Source organism: Pontibacillus sp. HMF3514 (assembly GCF_009858175.1).
GTDB lineage: Bacteria > Bacillota > Bacilli > Bacillales > BH030062 > Pontibacillus.
This window is the reverse complement of the sequence record NZ_CP047393.1, coordinates 861,837-880,812: the sequence shown is the minus strand read 5'-3', so window position 1 is coordinate 880,812 and position 18,976 is coordinate 861,837. Positions and strand designations below refer to the sequence as shown.

Annotated in this window: 21 protein-coding genes and 1 pseudogene; 8 read left to right on the top strand and 14 right to left on the bottom strand. The window is 38.6% G+C overall.

The genetic code is table 11. The annotated features are described in order from the left end of the window. The first annotated feature begins 3 nt into the window (after positions 1–3). Positions 4–498: an antibiotic biosynthesis monooxygenase family protein gene (locus GS400_RS04630; RefSeq protein ID WP_160099447.1), complete on the top strand. Its 495-nt coding sequence runs from the start codon at positions 4–6 to the stop codon at positions 496–498. 150 nt (positions 499–648) lie between these two features. Then, positions 649–1,302, top strand: a complete 654-nt coding sequence (gene sleB, locus GS400_RS04625) for a spore cortex-lytic enzyme (RefSeq protein WP_160099445.1) — start codon at positions 649–651, stop codon at positions 1,300–1,302. Positions 1,303–1,355: 53 nt separating this feature from the next. Here the strand turns inward: sleB and GS400_RS04620 are convergent, their stop codons facing one another. From GS400_RS04620 to GS400_RS04600, 5 genes are all read right to left on the bottom strand, one after another. After that, the gene (locus GS400_RS04620; RefSeq protein WP_160099443.1) at positions 1,356–1,772 is read right to left on the bottom strand and encodes a disulfide oxidoreductase; all 417 of its coding nucleotides are present in this window, start codon (positions 1,770–1,772) and stop codon (positions 1,356–1,358) included. A gap of 844 nt (positions 1,773–2,616) precedes the next feature. Continuing rightward, complete coding sequence (locus tag GS400_RS04615) at positions 2,617–3,267, bottom strand: response regulator (protein ID WP_160099441.1); 651 nt, start codon at positions 3,265–3,267, stop codon at positions 2,617–2,619. Between the two features lie 12 nt (positions 3,268–3,279). Next, positions 3,280–4,311, bottom strand: a complete 1,032-nt coding sequence (locus GS400_RS04610) for a sensor histidine kinase (protein ID WP_160099439.1) — start codon at positions 4,309–4,311, stop codon at positions 3,280–3,282. A gap of 9 nt (positions 4,312–4,320) precedes the next feature. Next, positions 4,321–5,103 (bottom strand): cell wall-active antibiotics response protein LiaF, encoded by a 783-nt coding sequence (gene liaF, locus GS400_RS04605; protein WP_160099438.1) that lies wholly within the window; start codon positions 5,101–5,103, stop codon positions 4,321–4,323. Between the two features lie 144 nt (positions 5,104–5,247). After that, positions 5,248–5,907, bottom strand: coding sequence for a phosphatase PAP2 family protein (locus GS400_RS04600; protein WP_160099436.1), 660 nt, complete (start codon positions 5,905–5,907; stop codon positions 5,248–5,250). A 116-nt stretch (positions 5,908–6,023) separates the two neighbouring features. Here GS400_RS04600 and GS400_RS04595 point away from each other — a divergent pair, with 116 nt between their 5' ends. Both GS400_RS04595 and GS400_RS04590 read left to right on the top strand, forming a co-directional pair. Next, positions 6,024–6,458, top strand: coding sequence for a ferritin-like domain-containing protein (locus tag GS400_RS04595; protein ID WP_160099434.1), 435 nt, complete (start codon positions 6,024–6,026; stop codon positions 6,456–6,458). A gap of 267 nt (positions 6,459–6,725) precedes the next feature. Continuing rightward, positions 6,726–7,901 carry an amidohydrolase gene (locus GS400_RS04590; protein ID WP_160099432.1) on the top strand — a complete coding sequence of 392 codons (1,176 nt, stop codon included), beginning with the start codon at positions 6,726–6,728 and terminating at the stop codon, positions 7,899–7,901. A 36-nt stretch (positions 7,902–7,937) separates the two neighbouring features. On the opposite strand, the gene GS400_RS04585 is transcribed toward GS400_RS04590, so the two are convergent. From GS400_RS04585 to GS400_RS04570, 4 genes are all read right to left on the bottom strand, one after another. Next, positions 7,938–8,654 (bottom strand): EcsC family protein, encoded by a 717-nt coding sequence (locus tag GS400_RS04585; protein ID WP_160099430.1) that lies wholly within the window; start codon positions 8,652–8,654, stop codon positions 7,938–7,940. Between the two features lie 60 nt (positions 8,655–8,714). Beyond that, positions 8,715–9,932, bottom strand: a complete 1,218-nt coding sequence (locus GS400_RS04580; protein ID WP_160099428.1) for an ABC transporter permease — start codon at positions 9,930–9,932, stop codon at positions 8,715–8,717. Further along, entirely contained in the window at positions 9,929–10,669 is a 741-nt protein-coding gene (locus GS400_RS04575; protein WP_160099426.1) for an ABC transporter ATP-binding protein, read from the bottom strand. The genes GS400_RS04580 and GS400_RS04575 overlap by 4 nt, the downstream gene beginning before the upstream one ends. Positions 10,670–10,791: 122 nt before the next feature. Continuing rightward, positions 10,792–11,046, bottom strand: a complete 255-nt coding sequence (locus GS400_RS04570) for a hypothetical protein (protein WP_160099424.1) — start codon at positions 11,044–11,046, stop codon at positions 10,792–10,794. A 600-nt stretch (positions 11,047–11,646) separates the two neighbouring features. Between GS400_RS04570 and GS400_RS04565 the strand changes: the two genes are divergently transcribed. Next, a complete protein-coding gene (locus GS400_RS04565; protein ID WP_160099422.1) occupies positions 11,647–12,072 on the top strand; it encodes an HIT family protein in 426 nt (141 codons plus the stop codon). A gap of 183 nt (positions 12,073–12,255) precedes the next feature. Here the strand turns inward: GS400_RS04565 and GS400_RS04560 are convergent, their stop codons facing one another. Next, positions 12,256–12,723, bottom strand: a complete 468-nt coding sequence (locus GS400_RS04560) for a GyrI-like domain-containing protein (protein ID WP_160099420.1) — start codon at positions 12,721–12,723, stop codon at positions 12,256–12,258. A gap of 175 nt (positions 12,724–12,898) precedes the next feature. Here GS400_RS04560 and GS400_RS04555 point away from each other — a divergent pair, with 175 nt between their 5' ends. Together GS400_RS04555 and GS400_RS04550 are read left to right on the top strand one after the other, a co-directional pair. Beyond that, positions 12,899–13,453, top strand: a complete 555-nt coding sequence (locus tag GS400_RS04555; RefSeq protein WP_370519746.1) for a tryptophan transporter — start codon at positions 12,899–12,901, stop codon at positions 13,451–13,453. Positions 13,454–14,017: 564 nt separating this feature from the next. Next, positions 14,018–14,377, top strand: coding sequence for a YtxH domain-containing protein (locus GS400_RS04550; RefSeq protein WP_160099418.1), 360 nt, complete (start codon positions 14,018–14,020; stop codon positions 14,375–14,377). A 39-nt stretch (positions 14,378–14,416) separates the two neighbouring features. Here the strand turns inward: GS400_RS04550 and GS400_RS04545 are convergent. The 4 genes and pseudogenes from GS400_RS04545 to GS400_RS04530 form a co-directional block, all read right to left on the bottom strand. Then, positions 14,417–14,803: pseudogene (locus tag GS400_RS04545) on the bottom strand (DUF1801 domain-containing protein). A 200-nt stretch (positions 14,804–15,003) separates the two neighbouring features. Continuing rightward, positions 15,004–15,933, bottom strand: a complete 930-nt coding sequence (locus GS400_RS04540; protein WP_160099416.1) for a glycine betaine ABC transporter substrate-binding protein — start codon at positions 15,931–15,933, stop codon at positions 15,004–15,006. Between the two features lie 71 nt (positions 15,934–16,004). Next, positions 16,005–16,862 carry an ABC transporter permease gene (locus GS400_RS04535; protein WP_160099414.1) on the bottom strand — a complete coding sequence of 286 codons (858 nt, stop codon included), beginning with the start codon at positions 16,860–16,862 and terminating at the stop codon, positions 16,005–16,007. Continuing rightward, a complete protein-coding gene (locus tag GS400_RS04530) occupies positions 16,852–18,048 on the bottom strand; it encodes a quaternary amine ABC transporter ATP-binding protein (RefSeq protein WP_160099412.1) in 1,197 nt (398 codons plus the stop codon). Before GS400_RS04530 ends, GS400_RS04535 begins: the two co-directional genes overlap by 11 nt. A 289-nt stretch (positions 18,049–18,337) precedes the next feature. Between GS400_RS04530 and GS400_RS04525 the strand changes: the two genes are divergently transcribed. Then, entirely contained in the window at positions 18,338–18,847 is a 510-nt protein-coding gene (locus GS400_RS04525) for a GbsR/MarR family transcriptional regulator (RefSeq protein WP_160099410.1), read from the top strand. Positions 18,848–18,976: the final 129 nt, after the last annotated feature.

Here is an 18,976-nt window from a genome sequence, read left to right as displayed (position 1 = left end):
TTAATGAGAGTTTATATGACAAGTGGTACTTATGAGTATTTAAAAAGCATTCAAGAAAAACACGGTGAATCAACGGTCCTGCTTATGCAAGGGGAAGATAAAACTTTAGCTTACACAGAAGAAGAAAATATTTTTCAAGAACCGTTTGTGTACGAAGTTGTTGATCAAGTAGGAGACATGCAGGAGCAAGGGTTTGTGATTATGAATAATATCCCTGTAACTGATGAAGGGCGACCATTATTTGAGGATCGTTTCAAGAACAGAGCTGGTTCTGTTGAAGATTCACCTGGCTTCCAGGCAATCCGTATCCTACGTCCTACTCAAGGGAATACATACATTGTGTTAACCCAGTGGGACTCTGTAGACAGCTTTGAAAAATGGAAAAACTCTCAGTCATTTCAAAAAGCACACCAAAATTCAGGACCAGAAAGCAAAGAGAAACCACCTTTTGTAGCAGGTCCTGCTTATTTAACGCAATATAATATGGTAAGTGAATAGGAATAAGAGGAAACGCTTGGCTTCAGGCCGAGCGTTTTTTAATGCCCGCATTTAGCATTTATTACCACCCCTTCCTACCACCTCCTATTGAGAGTAGCGTGGGATGACGCTATCATAATATACAGATATTTGAAAGAAAGGGGAAACAACATGAAGAAAGCACTCATTACCCTTATGACTATATTTTCAGTTGCTACTGCCGTTTTTGTGGTTACACCAGCTACACAAGTTAAGGCTGCAACACCAATACTAGAACAAGGTGATCAATACGGGCATGTATGGGGTGCTCAGAATCGCCTCAAACAACTCGGTTTATATAAAGGTGAATTAGACGGATTATTTGGTCCGTTAACTGAACAAGCCGTTATCGATTTTCAACGTAGCAGAGGATTAACTGTGGACGGCATTATGGGTCAAAACACATGGAAAGCGCTACGCAATGAAACATTCACACAAAAAGAAATACAGATGATAGCCCAAATCATCCATGGTGAAGCTCGCGGCGAACCGTTTGAAGGAAAAGTTGCTGTGGCTTCTGTTGTACTAAACCGACTGCATCATGAAGATTTTCCAAATAGCATCAAAGGAATTATCTTTGAATCACGAGCTTTCACAGCAGTACAGGATAAGCAGTATTATTTAACACCAAACAATGAAGCATACAAGGCTGCTTATGCGGCCATCAAAGGATGGGACCCAACTCAGAACTCAACCTTCTATTTCAATCCAAAAACCGCTACGTCCGATTGGATTTGGACACGTGAACAAATCAAACAAATTGGAAAGCACATTTTTGCAAAATAATACTTTATGAATCAGAAAAGCCCTACTAGATTATCTAGTAGGGCTTTTCTTCATTACTTAACTTTTCGCTTTAACCACAGGTGGCAAGTAAAGATTACAATAAACGCAGTCCCTGCAAGGAAAGGAATCGTTATAAATCCAAACAAATTGATGTACTGACCATCACATGGAACGATACCACAACTACCTCCACCATGTTGGAGAGCAGGTACCTTTTGAATGCCATAATGATAAGCGGAAACAAGAATGCCGATTCCACTCATGTACAAACCAGCTTCAGCATATCGTAAATCCTTTTTGATTAATGAGATGCCATACAATAACACCAGAGGATACATTAAAATCCGCTGGAACCAGCACATCTCACAAGGAATAAAGTCTTTTACTTCTGAAAAATATAAACTACCCAAAACTGCAATTACAGCTTGGACCCATGCTATGAATAAGACTACTTCACTTTTTTGATTCATCTATTTCATCTCCAAATAATATCTTTTATTAAATTTCATTTATAATTTTAGTTTCTAATGTTACTAGTATATAAGACTTTATCATATGGCAAAAGTCTTGCCACCCAAATTTATGTGTTACTCCTTTATATGGCAGTTATGTTGAATAAGGTGCAGAGTGGTTCCGTTGCTTTTGTGTAGTGCGGCGGGCTGTGAAACGGGTTGCTTTCCCCCGGAAGACCGATCGAGCTTCCTCGTCACTTAGTTCCTGCGGGATCTCGCTCGCCCTTTCTACCGGAGGAGTCAACCCGTTCCACAGCCCACCTTAGCGTTATTGAGATTAACGGAACTGCAGCGATATAAGAGAGATTTCATACGGACATTTATTCCGTTATTTCACCTTAAAATGAATATGTGGAAGAGCTTACGGACATTCATTCCGTTATTTGCTTCAAATCACCTTAAAACAGCCCATTTTGTCACAAATAAGGCACCATATGTCCGTAACGAATATTGAAATCCTTTCAAAAAGAAAAATAAAGGAACAAATGTCCGTAAGGGTTAGAACTCACACAACTAGGGTCTGTTATTCACCATAAATGTAAAGGGGTGAGGGAAACGGCAAACTCCCGCGGTAGAAAGGACAGATGAGACCCCACAGAGAACGGAGTGAACTAGGATACTCAGCAGGTCTTCCACAGGAGTATCGACGTTTCACTGACCCCCTAACTCTCATACAAGCAACGGACTGCTCTCAACTTATCTCGATTCCAAGTCTTCAACAATAGAGGGATTTAATGGAATGCTATTTCAAACATTTTTCCCATATAAAAAGCCATCCACTCAGGATAGCTTTTGTTCACTCTTATAAATTTTGCTTACGAATGAGTCCATTTTTGTGAGCATAAACTGCTGCTTGGGTACGATCATATACACCAAGTTTGCTTAAAATATTACTAACATGCGTTTTCACTGTTTTAATTCCAATATATAATTTATCACTGATCTCTTGGTTGGTAAGACCATCACCAATACACATTAACACTTCTAGTTCTCGTTCTGTTAAATCTTCATGAGGCTTCTTTTCCTGCGTTCGAAAACGAGTCATCATCTTATTCGCTACTTTTGGTTCGATGTATGTTTCTCCACGAGATGCTTTTTTGATGGCCTCAGCAATCTCATCAGCTGAAGAGGTTTTCAGCATATAACTAAATGCTCCCGCTTCTAGTGCAGGGAAAACTTTTTCATCATCATAATAGCTTGTAAGAATAATAATCTTACAATCAGGTAGCTCTTTCATGATTTTTTCCGTTGCCTCTATACCAGTACCATTTTCCATGATTAAATCCATTAATACGACATCTGGCTGTTCTTTAATAGCAACTTTAGCCCCTTCGTTACCACTGTTTGCTTCTCCCACAATATCTAACTCAGGTTCTGTCATTAAATAAGCAATGACACCTTTTCGAACAACATCATGGTCATCAATTACAACAACACGAATTGAATCGCTCATATTATGCGCCTCCTACACAGGAATTCTTATATCAATATACGTACCTTCATCAGGTCTAGAACGAATCTTGAAGGTTCCACCGATTTCTTCTGTACGCTCTTGCATCGTTTTGAGTCCATAGGATGTTTTCTTATCTTGGTTCACTTCAAAACCTTTACCGTTATCACCAATATGCAAAAATATCTCTTGGTTCAAAGGTTTTAGAGTTAGCTTCACTGAAGTTGCTTCAGAATGACGAAGAATATTCGATAAAGCTTCCTGAACAATTCTAAACAAATGCTCTTCCGCTCCATCCGACACATCCTGAACCTCTTCAATTTGAACATCAAAATCGATTTGACATTTTTGTTTTAATTCTTCAACTAAATTATGTATCCCTTTATCCAGTGGATCCCCTGATAAATGGACAGGACGAAGATGTAGTAGAAGGGCTCTCATTTCTGTCTGAGCCTGTAACGCCATAGAGGTGATTTCTTCTAGTTGTGATTTTGCTTTAGAGGGATCTTGATCAAACATACGTAATGTAGCCTGAGACATCATCGTAAGAGCAAACAATTGTTGACTAACAGCGTCATGCAAATCTCTTGCTAGTCGCTGTCTCTCTTCAATGGTAGCTGCTTTGTGAGCGGATTTAGCATATTCAGATCGTTCATCTGCCATTTTCTGAAGAGACCGAACCTGCGTTTTCAATTTCTCAGCAAGGCCATTTAACTCATCCCCAATGCGTGTGATTTCATCCTCAGGTGTTAAATGAATGCGAGAATTGTAATTCCCTCTAGATAAAGAAGTGATTAACGTAGATAAGCCATCTAATTTTTCTTTAAGTTGACCACTGGATTGAAAACCTACATATAAAGATACAAAAAAAGAAACGACCACCATGGTCCCTATAAAGAGGAAAATCGCTTCTGACGTTAGCCATGATGGTTCCAAGGAAACATATAACCCTAGAAAAATAGAGAGCAGAATCGTTGTAATTAAGAACAACCCATACAAATGAGATCGAATGAACTTATAACGTATGCTATTTAATTTTTTTAGCATCTCTCTCACCTACACCTTATCAACTCGAATATCACCAATTTTAAAGTCAATATCCAAGGTTATTTTACGTGTTGCTTCATCATAGTCAGGCGTTTGATAGCTTAATTTCCGGTTAATCCCTTCAGACTTCTCATCTAACACTTTTATGTCGCCTGTTTTAATCCGAGCATCAACACGAAAAGCTACGTTTTCAGGCATCAGTATCTTTACATCCCCAATCACACCTGAGATCGCAATCGATGTATCTTTCTCTGGGATAAATGCTTTTGTGAAATCAATATGATAGTCTCCGATCGCATTCCATAAATCCATCGGTTCTACTTTCCAATTTTGTTCGTTAAAACTATGGTCTCCAACAGTGAAGTTACGCTTTTTCTTACGATTTTTTTTGGGTTGGTCTTCCCCTTCATCTTCATTATCGGTTTCTGTTGTAATCTCCACATGTTTCGATTTTCTTTTCGGCTTAAACATGGAGATCCCGATGAATACTAAGATAATTGGCCATAAACTCCAAATATCTCCGAATTGAAAAGAGATGATATCAAAGCGGTCTAAAATAAGAAGACCTCCGAATACGACCAAGAAAGCACCCACAGGCCATCCGTCACCGTCTCCTCTTATCCCATCAAAAACTAACTTCAACCCTATGAGAACAAATAACAATGGATAAATGAAAATAAACGCATCATTCATTTCCAGGGAAATAACGTCAAGATTCGCCAATATTAGAAATACACCAATCGCTATAAAGACGAAAGCGACAACAATTTTCGATACACTGAAGTTTCTCATGTCTCATCACCCTTTATATACCTGAGCCCTATCCTATATAAATTAGATACTCAGGGAAATATTCCTTCTTTTTCTTGCTTAATCTTATTATATGAAACATGCTATTTCTCCAAAACGACCCCTGGATGGTTTTCATATCCGCCTCTAGTCTGAGGAAGCAATGTTTTGGTTGGAAAACCTATGATAAAGTCCTATAAGAACACTTAAACAAATGAAACCAAATGAAAAGCCAGCAATAACATCTGTTAAATAATGAGCTCCAAGCAAATACCGACTGAACCCAGTCAATACAATAGCTGTGAAAGTGATAACGAATAAAATCACCTTACTCCATGCTTTTTGAGCATGTAGAATCAGAAAATACGTAACTAATGCAAAACAAAGTAACGACAACATTGCTCCGCCGCTTGGATAACTGAAGCCATCGGTTTCAATTGCACCACTCCAATCAGGACGACTGCGTTGAACAGCAAACTTTATGCCCTTATTTATTGCGTAGGTTCCTATGACACCTATTAATAATACGATAGAGGCAAATAGATCTTTTTTACGCCACCATAACCAAACTGCCATTATGAGTGTGAACGGAGCTAAAAATGCGCTAGATCCTAGTACTGTAACATCTTCGAAAAAAGTGTACAGAGAGGTGTTCCCCCACCCACTTCTCAATTCTCTTGCCCATATATCGAGAGACGGTATTGTCTCTGTCACTACTTGCATCGTTAATAAACTGGCAATCCCTATTGCAAAAGTGCTGAAAAAGATTATTACATGTATCGTTTTTGCTGTTGGTTTTTCACCCATAATCCCCCACTCTCCTTTCAACTACTTTATTGTACAGTCTCAAATTGTAAATGTTTAGATTTTTTTATTAAGGGAAATTTATTTTATGTGCAATCAATTTAAACGAGGTGATACAAATGGATGCAAAACGCAAAGAACTTATTGATGGTTTAAACGAAGATCTTGCACATGAGTATGCAGCAAGTATTATGTACACGTACAATGCCGCTGTGGTACAGGGACTCTATTATCAGATTTTAAAACCGTTTTTCGAAAGTGAAATTGGTGATGAACAGGGTCACGCTCTGTACTTAGCTGAAAAGATTAAAACATTAGGTGGCACACCAACTACAAAACCAGCTGAAGTTAAACAACTTACTGATGTAAAAGAAATGCTTGAAGAAGCTAAACGAGCTGAAGAAGATACAATCAAACGTTATGAAACGCGTAAGGAGCAAGCAGAAGAGCTAGGTTTAACAGAGCTAGTTGTTAAACTTGATGATATGATCGCTGATGAAACAGGTCATATGGAAGAAATGGAACGCCTTCTTGCTGACCCACGCTTACAATAAGAAAGGCGCAAGCGCCCGTTTAGCAACGAAGGGACTGGACTGAGCCCGTAGTGAGATAAAGGAAACACAAATTGTGAAGCAATTTGATGTTGACTTATCGAACGGAGGCGAGGGAAGTCCCTTCATTGCTGGGCGCTGGAGCTAGACATCTATGAGCTACAATTTCGAACAAAAACCTCCACAATAAGTGGAGGTTTTTCAATTTTAAATAAGTACGATCACGGTATAACTTTGTTATAATAAACCAAAGTGAGAGGAGGATCCATTATGTGGGAAAAGATATATCAAGAAATTGATAGCTATTTTGATGAAATGGTACATATTCGTCGTTACTTACACCAACATCCAGAGCTTTCCTTCCAAGAGACGGAAACCGCAAAATATATTGCGAACCAATATGAAGAGTTAGGAATCCCTTATCGAGCGAATGTCGGAGGTAATGGGGTTGTTGCCACTCTCGAAGGTGGAAAACCAGGCAAAACCATCGCATTACGAGCAGATTTTGATGCCTTACCTATTCAAGATGAAAAGGATGTCCCTTATAAATCTACTGTTCCAGGTGTTATGCACGCCTGCGGTCATGATGGTCACACAGCCGCTTTATTATGCTTAGCAAAAGCCCTTCTTCCATATAAAGATGATATTCCAGGAACCATTGTCTTTCTCCATCAACATGCTGAAGAGTTCACCCCCGGTGGAGCGAAACCAATGATTGAAGACGGGGCATTAGAAGGTGTAGATGCCGTGTTTGGAACCCATTTATGGATTAGCACGGAAGTTGGCACAATTGAAACTGCTCCTGAAGCATTTTTCGCTGGAGCCGATGCTTTTGAGATCACGATTCAAGGAAAAGGTGGACATGGTGCGATCCCACATCAAACAAAAGACTCTATTCTAATCGCATCACAACTAGTTACATCACTCCAGCAAATTGTGAGTCGTAAAATCGATCCACTTCGATCAGCTGTGGTTACTGTAGGGACTTTTGAAGCTGGAAAAGCCTTTAATGTTATTGCTGATACGGCTAAAATAACAGGGACCGTTCGAACGTTCGGTCAAGATATTCAAGAAACCGTCATTAAAGAAATGGAAAATCAAATCAAAGGAGCTTGTACAGCTCATGAAGCTGATTATGATTTCCAATACAATAGAGGTTACCCACCCATTATCAATCATAAAGCAGAAGCACAATTAGTGTTAGATGCTGCATCCCAAACACCAGGTGTAGAAAAGGCACAGTTTGTATCACCTGTTATGACCGGTGAGGACTTCTCTTATTACCTTTTAGAAAAGCCAGGTGCCTATTACTTTACTGGCGCTCAAAAAGAAGGTCATGTATACGCTCATCACCATCCAAAATTTGATTTCGATGAACGCGCATTACCTATTGCCGCAAAAACATTATTTAGTAGCTTTCTTGAATATCAAAATAAACACCAATAATTAACTAAAGCCACTTTGACATCCTCAAAGTGGCTTTTATTTATCCAATATTCTTAATCGATACGCATTAGTAGCTGTCTCACCTAGTTTTTCTAAAAAATGAAAATTAGCCACAGCACCTACAATAGCGCCTAAACCTGGAATGAGTTGAAGAACTTTAGCAAAATCAATGGAGTCACGATATTCAAGCTGTAGTGTTTTCCAATCTACTTCACGCCACTCTTCCTTATTTTCTTCCCAGTCCAGTACGGTTTTTAATACACTTTGTCTCTTCTCATCGCTTGAAAAAGCTAAAATAAACAAGTGTAATAAGTACATACGCTCTTCATATTTTCGAACATCATACCCATAAATTCGACCAACATCAAATAGAAATTTCATTTTTATAGAGAGCAGTAAAGGAAAGTCAGCCATCCCCAGAAGAATGCCACCAGCTCCTGTACCAGCACCTTCAAGTGCAGCTGTTCGTTTATATTGCGTAAGCCTTTCTTTTACAGCCTCTTCTCTTTCTTTTAAAGACCAAGATGGATCTACTTCAATCGGATAAATATAATGAGAACTTGTCAAAGATAGCTCAATCATTCGCTTAATACTATCTGTTACAACAGCATGCACACGATCAGGTATTTTTTTATTTACAGCTGTTTGCATACGTTTCGATGTACGTTGTAATAACGAAGAACGCTTTTCCATTTGCTTTACCCAACGCTTTGCTTCCCGTAAAGCTTTGTCATTATACGTTGTTTCCAACATCCTCAGCACTCCTTCTCTATACAAGAATCCCCTCAAGCCATTTACTCGAGGGGAGTTCCATTACGTCAGTCTTTTGGATAAATACTTGTAAACGAGCACATAGCTTAACAATGCTCCACCAATCCATACGAAAGCTAGCCCTAACAAATTCCATAGGAACAGGAAGACTACACCTAATACAAAGGTTTTGAATAATAACAATTGGAATAGCCATTTTAAAAGCGCGCTCTTCCTTTGCTCTAAAGGAACAGGATAAAGCTCAAGCCAGTCTAAGTGGCGGTGGTGTTGCCAAAGCGTCATCATCTGAAAACCACTTAAATAAAGAAATAAGAAAGCAAACCCTAACTTCACCCATATATTTGGAACGTAATAGACTAGCGCTCCTGCTATGACAAGCAGTCGAAGATACATCCCTAAATAATCACTACTTCGAACAAATGTGATCCGATACAGATAATCATAACTATTTCCAGACGCATGTGAAATTGGCTCTTTTAATAAGCGGACAAGCCAATGGCGCTTTTTAATAGTTTTCTTAAGATGGGGCACATCAGTAAAGAGATTGGCAATTCGATAAAATGCTTGCATGCGAGCTGATTCTTTTTCAATTAATACATCCCATGCAATTCCACGTCGTTTTTTCGCTAGCGTGTAATCATACATCATAACGCCAAAGAATAAGACCGTAGTTATTGCCGCAAATAAAAGCGCATCACCAACCACAATGAAATAAAACGTTAAGGTATTAAGAACAATACGAAAGATAGTGTCCAGATATCCACTGTATCTCATGCGGCTATTTACTTCCCACCAATGGGCAAGCAGATTCCAAGCCTTAAAAACGACCAGAACCACGCAAAACAAAACGTATTCGGTTATGCTGCGCTCTGGGAACGATGTGAAATAAAGTGGCCCGAATGCTACAACAATAAAAAATAAGTAAAAGACTTGCGTGAAAAAACTATATAACCATCCATTTCGGAAAAATGGCCCAAGCTGTGATTCAGCAGGTAGTAAGAAAACCAGATCGGCTTCTTTTAACAGTGTGCGAACAGGACTATAGGCTATGACCAATCCAAAAACGATAGCCATAAGCCAAGCTGTTGGAAAATCTTCTGGCAAAGAACTTAACCATTGTTGATACACATAGGCCATTCCAACTAAAAAGAAAAACATCGCAAACGAAAAATGATCATTAAACATTAAACGTAAGTATCGGTTCATCTCTTTGGCATGATTCTGAAGCCGATCTCTCCAGAGTGTTCTTGCGTTAATCATTGATCATCTTCCTTTGTTAGTTGGACGTAAAGGTCATCCAACGTTGCATCTGGCATTTGGAATGATGCTCGAAGTTCTTCTAATGTTCCTTTTGCACGAACTTCTCCTTCATGAATGATTACAAAACGATCACAATACCGTTCAGCTGTTGCTAAGATATGTGTAGACATTAATACCCCTGCACCTTGCGCTTTCATATCATTCATTAGTTGTAAGTAAGACTGAATGCCTAATGGATCTAATCCAACAAACGGTTCATCCACAATATATAAGGATGGTTCCACTAAAAAGGCACACATGATCATAACTTTTTGACGCATTCCTTTCGAAAAATGCACAGGGAACCAATTTAATTTTTTCTCCATTCGAAATTCTTTTAATAATGGTTGAAGACGTTGTTTGAATACATCTTCTGATAATCCATATGCCATCGCCGTTAATCGGAGATGCTCTTCTAATGTTAACTCGTCATATAATACAGGCATCTCTGGAATATAAGAAAATTTCCCGCGGTATGCTTCAGGGTTATCTTGAAAAGATTGCCCATCAATGAGCACTTCTCCCTGCTTTTGTTGCATTAATCCAATAACATGCTTAATGGTTGTACTTTTCCCTGCCCCATTAAGACCGATTAACCCAACAATTTCACCGGGTTGGATATCAAATGAAATGCCATGTAAAACGTTCTTATGTGTATAGCCACCAACTAGATCTTTAATATGTAATAATGCACTCATACAAGTATCCCTCTCTTCATGCTTCGCTCTTTCAAATTTTATCATTCTCCTTACACTTTAACAAAGCAAAACCAAGAAAAGACATCAATCGACATGGAAAAGCTCGTTTTCACTGTTGGAGATTATATATCTTCTATTTTAAGCCCCCTTATTTGGAAGACTTGGATTCGAGATAATACGAGCTTTTCATCGGCTACCCAAGCGATTCCATCGCCTACCCGAGCGATTCCGTCGCTTACCCAAGCGATTCCGTCGCCTACCCGAGCGATTCCGTCGCTTACCCGAGCGATTCCGTCACCTACCCGAGCGATTCCGTCACCTACCCGAGCGATTCCGTCGCCTACCCGAGGGATTACTGTCCCTTCCCAAGAGACCACTGCCCGCCGAACTGCATAAACGTAACGGAACCATCCCGCACCAGCTTATTCAAGATAACTGCCATATAACGGAATAAGGATTAAATACAACTCCTATAAAAAATCCGCATAGTATCTTATGATTTTGTGCAATATAACTCTTGAAGGCAACAGAGTAATTTGTCGTTACCGATCACTGAACGACCCTTGAAGTTCTTAAGTTTAGGCTTAAAAATCGAAATGAGGTGTCAGTGAAAGACCATGCTGATTTAGATCTCCACCATTAGGTTTGAGGTTGAAACACACACATTTTCTTAGACAAATGAGGTGTTGACAGCAGGTATAATAGCGCACTCTGTGCATGATTTTTGAATCGCTTACCGCTGATTCAAACATAGTGGCGACCCCACGCATGTCAGAGTAGTCCCCAATGTATCCATTTAGATACACCGACAACTTACTCTCGCCTTCTTCGGCAAAGTACTTCTTCGGAAGTGCTTTGCCTTTTATTATTTTATTATGATTACTTTGCTGAAAGCCTCAAAAATTCTTGCTTTCACTTTGGATAAGCCTCTCTTATTTGGTACGATAAGATTAATCAAAATCGAATGGAGGATTCACATGAGCCAAGATTGTATTTTTTGTAAAATTATCGACGGAGAAATTCCTTCTGCGAAAGTTTATGAAGATGAACACGTATATGCATTCCTCGATATTAGCCAAGTAACCAAGGGACACACTCTTGTTATTCCTAAACAGCACACAAAAGACATTTATGGTACTGACGAAAAGGTGGCTGAAAACCTTTTTGCACGCGTTCCAAAAATCGCAAATGCCATTAAAGAAACGTATAAACCCGTAGGTCTAAACATTCTAAACAATAATGAAGAGCCTGCAGGTCAATCCGTATTCCATTTACATATCCATCTAATTCCTCGCTATGGTAGTGATGATGGTTTTGGTGCTAAATGGGAAACGCATAGTGATGACTACACCCCAGAAGATCTACAACAAATTGCGTCCGATATTGGAAAACATATTAAATAACCAAAATGCTCAGGTATCCCTGAGCATTTTTGCTTTAAAATTTTATCAATACAATTTTAATTTCAGCATAATCATTAGCCAAACTCATAGGTGTAAGACCAAGTTTTTTTTAAAATCAACTGCAGTCTACTTCAATTCTCGCTTCTCGTACCATCACAGCGTTTCATTCCTTCATTAAAATGCTTATCCCTTTTGAACCGGTAAATGTAGTGTGTAAGGCGTGTTAGCCCCTTCATATGAAGTATGTACTTCAAATCCGAAGCCTTCTATCTGAGTATAACCTTGCTCATTGATCCATCGGTGAAGATCAATATAAGGATTCATCGTCATCGTTTTAGGGTCATAATATACCGCAGCATAAGTATGAGCTGGTATCGTTTTGCTGATCATGCCTTCTGGAACCTTGCCTCCACTTTCTATCTCAACAGCTGTAATCCACGTAAATGATTCAGTTTCAGGATCCCAGTTTGGAGGATCGACAAATACACCATAAGCATTTGGAGCATTTATTCTGTCCTCTACCTCTTCCATACGTTTCATATGGAATTCATCAACAACCTTAGGAATAATCTTATCCTTTTCTTCCATCGTCGTATCACACTTCATTCCTACAATAGTGAAACTTGGCTTCTCAATCATTTTTGCTTTCATTAAATACACTCCTAAACTTCCCTTTATTACGGGTTATATTTGAAAAATATTTCCACTCTACATGTCTAAATCATTATGTTATAATCATGAACATACTTTCGCAGTTGGTCACGAGGACACAGTTGGAAAGTAAATTACTTTAGTTGAGACTAGTTTAGAAGAGGAGAGATGTATCATGAATACACGTTTGGATACTCGTGTGTTAGTATTTCTATCATTGCTTATCGGGATTGGGGCTGCGCTTCATACAATCATGCCACCTATTATTTTTGGAGTTACGCCGGATTTATCACTTGTTATGATGATGCTTGGAATTATTCTTTTTCCTAAAGGACGATATGTTTTGTTAGCATCACTTGCAACAGGATTCATTTCAGCGATGACTACTGGCTTTCCAGGTGGACAAATTGCGAACATTATTGAAAAGCCCATTACTGCTTTTATCATCTTAGGGATGGTTAAGGTATTAGAAAAATCCATGAGTAAACAGAAACTTGCACCAACCATTACAGCGATTGGAACCTTGATTAGCGGTGGTATCTTCTTATTTATCCCCGTTGTGATTATGGGTCTAGGGAACGCAGGATTTTCAGTATTGTATGCTTCAGTTGTACTTCCAACAGCACTGCTCAATACTGTCCTAATGATCATTGTGTACCCAATCGTTCAGAACATCACCAAACGTACAAGAATCTCAAATGAAACATCAAACCAGACCAAAGCAGCCTAAATGTTGTATAACAAATAGTTTAACCTCCTGATTCTTTCAGGAGGTTTTTTAATGGAAATTAACGGACCTATGGCTGAAATCATTTAATTTCTTGCTTAAGGAAAATGTATTTTAGATACTAACCCCCTTTACATATAAGGCTTTAGATCACTTTGATGCATATATGATGTAACCACATATTCTATATCAGAAAACCTTACGATAGCTGCGGTTCCGTTAGTCACCATTATGGCTAAGGTGGGCTTGGGAACGGGTTGACTCCTCCGGGAAAACGGGCGAGCGAGACCCCGCAAGAAGCGTAGCGGATGAGGAGGCTCGATCGTTCGTCCGGGGAAAGCAACCCGTTCCCAAGCCTGCCGCACTCCACAATAGCAACGGAACCGCCTCTCTCACTAAAACAGTTATTCCAGATAACTGCCATATAATTGAATAAACTCAAAGCTTATATAATCTTGTTTAACAGAAAATTTTTACGATAACCAAGTTTTTCTTAAGTAAAAGACGTTTACTCCTCTACATTATTAGGGAAATTGGCTATAATAGAAGTAGAAAGGAGTTGGGAATATGGGAAAAGGAAAATCGCTATTACTTGGATTTGTCATTGGTGGAGTTGTTAGTGCATCCGCTACCTTACTCTCTGCGCCTAAATCTGGTGAACAATTACGCCACCAAGCGAAAAGTTCAGGCACCCGTTTCAAACATACGTTGGAAAACTTGAAAGGCGAAGGCAAAGAGTTAACCGACCAAATTGCACGCACGTCTAAAGAAGGTGCAACTTTACTTAAAGATTTATCTGCTGATGTAAAAACCTCCATCGAAAGCTGGAGAAACACGATTGAACCTCACCAGCGAAACATTCAAAAACACCTGCAAGAAATTGAAAAAAGTTTAAAAGAGCTTGAAGATAAGGCGAAAGAAGAGTAGTACGCGCTTACACGAAACCCTACCTTTTACGGTAGGGTTTTATGTTTGATCTGGATATGTCTTATGTAAAAAGCGTATAAATTCCTGAATAAACGCTTTTAATACCTCAACATTAATATCTGTGACTTTTTTTATATAAACCACATGCTTTTCCCGTTTTATGCTTTCCAAACGCCTCTAACAATTCCTCTCGCTTATTTTCCTCTCCTGATAAATAAAGACTTATTTTGGCTTTACGTGGTGAAAATCCAACAAGAGGTGCATCCCCTTCATGTCCTGTCTTATATTTATAATGATACGATCCAAAACCGATAATGCTAGGCCCCACATCTTTGCAGAATAACCTGTTTCTTCTGTAAAGATATCTAATAACTTATATGCATCCTCACGCTTCTTGGGACTATCCACTCCTTCAATAAATTCCATTACACTGTTGTCATTTTGTTTTTAACTCATACATGACCCCAACCTCCTTTTAATTTTTTACTATTTATAACCCTTCGACATAAATAGCAATATGCCCTCCACAAAATCTGGTTATTACATATATAAAAAACCTGCTTAAGGCGATAAGCCCTAAGCAGGTTTTTATTTAAAATTAGAGGTCATTTTTTACGTGTTCATTATTATTTTGATTTAAGATCTTCGATAGAGCTGATATCCATATATTTAGGAACAACTAGACCGATTTTTGCACCTTTAAGGTTTGGACCAAGATCTTTAAGCTCATCTTTGTAAGATTCGTAAAGGTCACCGTGAGTTCCAGGTAACCAAGCTGCTACCATTCCGTCAGCTTCACCTTTAGCAACTGCCTGCCACATAACACCATTGTCTAACTGCTTGATTTCTGCTTCAAAGCCTTGCTCTTCAAGAACTGCTTTAACTACGTTAGAAGATGCAATTTCAGATGACCATGCAACATAAGCGATTTTCGCTTCTACGCCATCAACTTTTTCTGTGCCTTTTGTCCACTCGTCTACTTTATCTTGGTTGTCTTTAATCCAGTTCTTCGCTGCTTCTTCTTCAGGAGTACCATTTTCGATTTCAAGCATTACAGATTCCATGTCCTTAGCTTCCCAGTTGAACTGGTCAAGAATCTTGTAAAGATTTGGTTTTTCTTCTTTAAGTCCTTGGCGTGCCATTGTCTTAATTTGCTCTGCGCCACCAAATACTTTCTCTGGATCTTCTAGATATTTTAGGTCATATTTAGCAAACATCCAGTGTGGAGTCCAACCAGTAACAATTACAGGCTCTTCATCTTCAATTGCGTCACCTAACTTCTGAGTCATTGCAGCACCAGAAGAAGTTTGAACTTCCCAACCATCTAGGCCGTATGTTTCAACAGATTTTTTTGCTGCTGCAACAACACCAGAACCAGCGTCGATACCAGTGATTGTGTAATCAAGTTGTTCGCCAACAGCAGCTTTTTCACTACCGCCGTCACCGTTACCATCAGTACTCTCGCCGCCTTCATCAGAACTTCCGCAACCAGCAGCTACTAGGGATAGTGATAGTCCTGCTACAATCCCTGCACGTTTCAGATTTAATTTAAACATAATAATTGTTCTCCCCTTTTAATTAAATATTTTTCTATAGTGAACTTTCCAAATTGAAAAGTACCTAACAATTAGTCACCTTTTTGAGTGTTTAAGCTTTGCGTAAAGCGATCAATAATAATTGCAAGAATTACTATAGAGATACCTGCAACGAAACCTAGACCAACGTTGTTACGCTGAACGGCTTCAATTACCTTTTGACCTAATCCTTCTGCACCGATCATGGATGCAATTACAACCATGGATAGTGCAAGCATTACAGTTTGGTTAATACCTGCCATGATCGTTTTCTTAGCCATTGGCAGTTGTACTTTAAATAGTTTCTGTACACCAGTTGTACCAAATGCGTCAGATGCTTCAATAAGCTCTGTAGAAACCTGACGAATCCCTAAGTTTGTAAAACGTACAGTTGGTGGTACTGCGAATATTACAGATGCAAACACACCTGGTACCATTCCAATTCCGAAGAATGCAACGGCAGGAATTAAGTAAACAAAGGCTGGCATTGTCTGCATAAAGTCAAGAATAGGAGTTACAATGGTTTGAACAATTCCACTTTTCGCCATCCAAATTCCAAATGGAACACCGAGTATAACGGATATTAAACTTGCTGTTATAACAAGTGAGAATGTATCCATTAAGTGTGACCATAACTCTTGGTTTTCAATAAACACAAGCCCGATTACGGCGAAAATAGCTAGTCCTAAACGTTTTCCAGTTGCAAAAAATGCAAGAACTGCAATTAATAAAATGAAAATGACTGGATTGATAAGCTGAAGTGTCGCACTCATCCAATCAATAAAGTCACCTAAATGTTCTTTAATTGGTTCAAAGAAAAATTCAAATGTATCTGTAATCCAATCAGTTAAGTCTCCAACCCAAGTCTCTACGGGTATTTGAGGAATATTTTCTAGAAAATTAAGACTCATTGATGGACACCTCACTTCCTGCTAGTGCGCTGATTACGGCTCCGCGTACAATAATTCCACGCAGTTTGCCCTCTTCAACTACTGCAATTGGAACTGGGGAATCATGAATCATATCAAAGATTTCATTCATAGGTGTATCCAGTGAAGCCGTTGGTACGTCTGTTTCCATAATTTCTGTTAGGTCTTTAATATCGTTTTGCTTCGCTTCAGAAGCTTTATCAGCTGTAACATAACCTTTTAAGTTACGTGAGCGGTCCGTAACGTAAATGCTAGAAAGCCCTTCTTCTCTCATGCGCTCTAAAGCAACACGAGGACCATGCTTTTCAATATTTACAGTTTCAGGACGCTTCATAATATGTTGAGCTGAAAGAACCTTCGAACGATCAACATCTTCAACGAATTTCTCTACATAATCATTCGCAGGGTTTACCAGAATCTCTTCTGGGGAACCGATTTGTACGATCGAACCATCTTTCATAAGAGCAATACGATCTCCAATACGTAAAGCTTCATCTAAATCGTGTGTAATAAATAGAATGGTTTTCTGCATGCGCTCTTGTAAGTCCAATAATTCATCCTGCATTTCTTTACGAATAAGGGGGTCAAGAGCTGAGAATGCTTCGTCCATAAGTAAAACCTCAGGATCATTTGCTAACGCACGTGCTAAACCAACACGCTGCTGCATTCCACCTGATAATTGACCTGGTAGCTGATTAATAAAGCTTCCTAGTCCAACAAGCTCTAAAGCTTCTTTCGCTTTTTCAGAGCGTTTACTTTTATCCATCCCCTGTACTTCAAGTCCAAACTCAGCATTTGATAGGACAGTACGGTGAGGGAATAATGCGAAACGTTGGAATACCATACTTAATTTTTGTCGACGAACTTCACGAAGATCATGTTTGTTCATCTTAGCAAGGTTCTCTCCATTGATCTTAACAGAACCTTCTGTAGGTTCGATTAATCTGTTAATTAAACGAACTAAGGTAGATTTACCACTACCGGATAATCCCATAATAACGAAAATTTCGCCTTCTTCTACATCAAAGGAGGCACGGTTTACACCGACAGTGTTACCTGTTTTTTGTAAAATTTCTTCCTTCGAGTATCCCTCATCAAGTAACTTTTGTGCTTGTGATGGGTTCTTACCGAAAATCTTGGATAAGTTTTCAACTTGGATGATCGGCACTAAAGTTCACCTCTTTTAATTTTTTACTAGTACATTTGAACTAATATTTTGTTATGATTTCGTTCAATCAATCACCTTTAATACTATATCTTGTTAATCTATAAAGTACAAACGATAAATACATTTATCTATAAACATTTAGAACGTACAGTTAAAACTGAACAAACTTTAAAAGATAATTGCTTTAAAATGCTTCTTATTCCTCCAAAATGCTACCCCTTCTTATATTTTCATTATTTTTTCATTTCATGTATGCTTTTTTATAGAAAGTAAGAAGGAGGATCCTTCAATGCCAGATATTGATAATACCGACAACATTATTAGTGAAGTTCAGTATCAAGCAATAACTGAATTTTCTAAAACGCTAGAAATGTTCAGTTTGAATCCTTCTGAAGCACGTTTGTTTGTCACCCTGTACATAGAAGGGAAGCCAATGACACTTGATGAAATGAGTGAAGCTCTTGCCAAGAGTAAAACCTCTATGAGTACTGGAATCCGTAGTCTACTTGATTTGAATTTAGTGGAACGGGTTTGGAAAAAAGGGGTTCGTAAGGATTTGTACGCGGCTAATGAAGATTTATTTAATAAATTTATGTCTTCATATGTTTATCGCTGGCTTGACGCTGCTGAACGTCAGAAGCAATCTTTAGAGGAAACAAGGGTTCTCTTAGATAAAGACGATTTTCAGGTTCAAACAGATCAAGCTGAAGATTTAAAGGATAGACTTAATGATATGATTCAATTTCACTGTCTTATTTCTAAAGCGTTTGCAGACTTAGATCCAAATAAAGACAAGTGATAAGAACATTAGGATCAACTTCCCATCATTAATGTTGATATTTTTGTTTTAGTGTTAAAAAGTAAACGCTATTTAATAGATCCCCGATTTTAAAAAAGTCGGGGATCTATTCATGTTAACTAAATATTT